Annotated in this window: 5 protein-coding genes; 1 reads left to right on the forward strand and 4 read right to left on the reverse strand. The window is 45.1% G+C overall.

Translation table 11 applies throughout. The features are described from left to right. The coding region (locus QEH59_RS18195; RefSeq protein ID WP_308986809.1) for a hypothetical protein at positions 1 to 341 on the forward strand (341 nt) is incomplete at its 5' end. Here the strand turns inward: QEH59_RS18195 and QEH59_RS18200 are convergent. The 4 genes from QEH59_RS18200 to QEH59_RS18215 form a co-directional block, all read right to left on the reverse strand. Continuing rightward, positions 342 to 623: a hypothetical protein gene (locus QEH59_RS18200; protein ID WP_308986810.1), complete on the reverse strand. Its 282-nt coding sequence runs from the start codon at positions 621 to 623 to the stop codon at positions 342 to 344. It lies immediately after the preceding gene. Between the two features lie 368 nt (positions 624 to 991). Continuing rightward, entirely contained in the window at positions 992 to 1,630 is a 639-nt protein-coding gene (locus QEH59_RS18205) for a hypothetical protein (protein ID WP_308986811.1), read from the reverse strand. Between the two features lie 459 nt (positions 1,631 to 2,089). Then, positions 2,090 to 2,821, reverse strand: coding sequence for a hypothetical protein (locus tag QEH59_RS18210; RefSeq protein ID WP_308986812.1), 732 nt, complete (start codon positions 2,819 to 2,821; stop codon positions 2,090 to 2,092). Next, entirely contained in the window at positions 2,818 to 3,402 is a 585-nt protein-coding gene (locus tag QEH59_RS18215; RefSeq protein WP_308986813.1) for a hypothetical protein, read from the reverse strand. The genes QEH59_RS18210 and QEH59_RS18215 overlap by 4 nt, the downstream gene beginning before the upstream one ends. Between the last annotated feature and the right edge of the window lie 169 nt (positions 3,403 to 3,571).

A 3,571-nucleotide genomic window follows, 5' to 3' on the forward strand; every position in this document is an offset into this window, starting at 1 on the left:
AACCACCATCCCCAACATGCTGCAAAAATACAGATTATGAAACCAACGCCTATTGCCCCTTGTGGATTAGTATACATTTAATTTTTCACCCATCGATGAGCACTAGCGTGAGTGAGGAACGAACGAATTGTCTAGATGCGACTGGTTCGCTGCCAGACGGCTTCGAGTTTACGGGACTACCAGACGGCGACACTATCCCGTGCCCGTGCTGCAACGATGGGATTGATGACGGCGAGGTGTGCGCGAATTGCGACGGCGACGGATATAAAATCATTCATGAGGCGGATTACTTGGAAGCGAACGTAGAGCGTGCTCACGAAGTGAGGCACGAACGGAGTTGATCACCGCGACTTGATCTCATCCTTTGGTTTATCGAGGGTGAAGATGTAGTCGGGGTCATCTGGGCTAGATTGCACTTTCTTTTTATTTTTTGGAATCCCAAATATTGAGAAGGCTAAAAGCATCACGATTATGAATACCCAAGCGGTGGTTTCAAATATGGGGATGGAATTGCTACCGCTGTTAAACCCTCCGAAGGCTTTCGTCATAAAGAGACCATAGCCAAGGAGTGGGATCGCGAGTAATCCGACTAAGCCTGCAAGTGCTCTAAAAATTCCTTCCATTTAATTTCTGAGATCGGTGAGGACTGGCACCCCAGCCTGAGTGATTAGTAGTTCAAGTGATTGTCGAAGATCCGGCGGCGTAAATGGGGTTGACCAGCTCCGACTGGATATAGCTCCCAGAGTGCCCAACGGCATCAAATCTGACAAGCGCTTCTTCTTCCTTTCGAACTTGTATTTTCCGGCAGAGCCGGGAACCGCTAATGACCGCTAATTTTACGCTTATGGGGTTTCTTCTCTTCTTCATCTTTCTCTTCAATAAGCGTTCATAAGCGCCAATAAGCGGTGTCAAAATTCTCTTCTATATCGTGGAGGTGTGGCATGGAGTGAAGGAGCGGAGCGACGTAACGGAATTGTCCACTACCGTCTTGTTAGAAGGCTCCTTCTTCGCGTATAGATTTCCTCAAACCCTCAAAATAGCCAGGTTTGTGCATCTCTCGATTCTTTGATGCTTTAAAATCTTCGGATGAGAAAAGCAAAGAGCCATCATAGATACTCTGAGGAAGGTAAGCCTGATTGCTGACTTCTACCTTGTGGTAGTATCGACCGACCTGCTTTGAAAATGGGTATTCCTCGTGGACGTGAATAGCCAAAACAAATCGATCACCTAGAATCATATAGAGATAAAGAGTCGGCTTCGAGTCTCCAACTCTCTGTGGGTCGAAGGGCAGATCGATATCATCACCTAATTCTTTTCTTAGTAGCTCTTGGAATTCCTTGGCACTGGTCTTCTCTATTGGGTATGGCGGCTGGCCATTTAGTGCTTTCTTTTGCTCTTTTGTGGCGATTTCGACGTAATGCGGCTTATCACTTTCCCCCTCTAGTGGAAACTTACCAGTCTTCTCTTTATATTCTGTTACTAGATTCCATAACGCTTCGAGGTCATTCAACCGAACGATATCTGCATCATGCTGATATTCGCTACTCGTTCCTTTTGTGAACATTTCAAATAGATTTGCCTGAGCTAAAAATGGGCAGGCAAGTAAGGCTACGAGTATTATTTTATTCATTTTTCTAACGATGAGGCCAGGCACCCAGCCTGACGAGTATGTAGTTCAAGTGATTCTCGGATTATCGGGCGGGTTACATGGGTTGACCTGAGCCGGCTGGATCTACCCTCATACGCTCCAGATTTCTAAAAGCCCTAACGAAGTATATCGAGACGAATATAAATAAAACACTGCTTAATATGCTCAATCTAATGCTAGCGGTAAAGGTCAGCCATAGGTGGCCTGAGAGTATCAAAACATAGACCGAAACCAATAGGCAGTAGAGTTTCTTCGCGTCTTTCGTTTTTTGTTTCCTAAATTCTGTATAGGTGCCAGCGATCGCTCCAAGCAGTCCTAAAATAACTCCACCACCGGCTAGAATCCAGACTGCTATGTTTTGTTCATTCATGCTGTAGATCGTAAAAGTGAGGCACGTAGTGAAGCGCGGAGCGCGTAACGGAGTTGTCCTCTACTGTCTTGTTAGGTCTTAACTCCTGATTGATATAAGAGGTGTTCAACCAGCACTCTGTAGTCGACAGAAACCTTTTCAAGATCCGGCATTCGACAATTGTAATAGACCTTGTGAGCAGAGTGATTCCCTAAAAGGCGAAACGAATCAATGGTCTTTCTCATGTCTTTCGTTAGCTTTAACTTTTTCTCCGCCTTTGCGTCATTGATGATTGTAGACAAATTTTTATATGAACCGTCTGCTTCCTGAATTTGATTCTCGATTGCAAGATGCTCATATGTCAGAATCAATAGCACCTCTAGTAAGCGCCTCATTAACATCGCACACCCATCGAAAATATTGTATTCGTATGATGCATCAATTTGTCGAGCTAGCAGCTCTATGAATCCTCTAGTATTCTCATAGATTTCTTTAGGTAGAATTGTGTCGAACTCGGCAACTTCGGTTGAGCCACTACGTAACCCTGGGTAGAGTCCTTGGAGCCTATCAACCTCTGCTGCATGAAGTTTGAAATTTGAACTCTTTGAGCCCTTAACAAAATTGCGTGACCGTTTCAGGTTTAAAGCGAGGCGAGACACGTTTGGTCGAGGGAGATCGAGATCGTGCATCCATGTTCCTGCCTCTGTTGCGCTGAATTCGGCAGCTTCGTTCACCTTTCTATGAAAGAAAGCTAGAAGCAGCACTTTATCTAGCTCTTTCTGCGACAGGAGATCTGTCGCCTTCTTGAAATCCTCAAAATTCATTTAGCAGGCTCGTTTCTAGGAAGGTCATGTTCGACAAAAACAGTGCCACGGTGCGGAATGACAATCTGATCAGATTCAGAACCCCATTCAACCCAGCCTTGCTTGCTTTTGGTGTCATTAACGCTCTGTCTAAATGCCTTTGGCTGTTTTTTCTTCACTTCAGCGTAGCATGTATACAAATGGTCAAGACTGGCAGATTCAGAGCCACGTAACTTGACTAGATAATAGACGGCAACTGCCGTAAATTCTGCTGCGGTTTTGGGATTTTTCTCAGTGTGAAAATCCTTAAACGAGGGAATACTTCCTGATTCTGTAAGATCAAGATGGCGGTCAATAGAGTATGATTCCTTACCGCCTGAAGGTTTCTTTGAAGGCACCTTTGACGCTCCTTTAGGCTTAGATGGAACGTCAGCAGTGGCTTTTCTGGTAGCAGCCTTTTTGCTGGGCGACGCTTGGGGTGAAAAGTCACTAGTTAGATCTCGGGTGAGAATAGCAAATGCCTCCTGCTGAACAGCCTCGGGAAATTCTTTCACAATCTTTGCTATTTCGCGCAGTTCGTTTTTTAATGTTTCTTGATCCATAATTTTTTAGTGCTGTTTTTTTTCTTACCTAACGTCAAAGGTAGGCGCGCCAAAGGCGTTGCCTATCCTGCCTTGTTGAACAAAGCCGCTACGCGGCGCGTGTGTATTTTAAGGTTTTCTAGAGTTAAAGGTGGGAGCCGAGCGGTCAGGCTCAGCTCCCTATGTCTAA

The organism is Thalassobacterium sedimentorum, assembly GCF_031127905.1.
Classification (GTDB): Bacteria; Verrucomicrobiota; Verrucomicrobiia; order Opitutales; family Coraliomargaritaceae; genus Thalassobacterium; species Thalassobacterium sedimentorum.

Excerpts from the sequence above, each read along its gene's own strand:
- QEH59_RS18200 (WP_308986810.1), bottom strand. The coding sequence starts at position 623 with ATGGAAGGAATTTTTAGAGCACTTGCAGGCTTAGTCGGATTACTCGCG.
- QEH59_RS18205 (WP_308986811.1), bottom strand. The coding sequence starts at position 1,630 with ATGAATAAAATAATACTCGTAGCCTTACTTGCCTGCCCATTTTTAGCT.
- QEH59_RS18210 (WP_308986812.1), bottom strand. The coding sequence starts at position 2,821 with ATGAATTTTGAGGATTTCAAGAAGGCGACAGATCTCCTGTCGCAGAAA.
- QEH59_RS18215 (WP_308986813.1), bottom strand. The coding sequence starts at position 3,402 with ATGGATCAAGAAACATTAAAAAACGAACTGCGCGAAATAGCAAAGATT.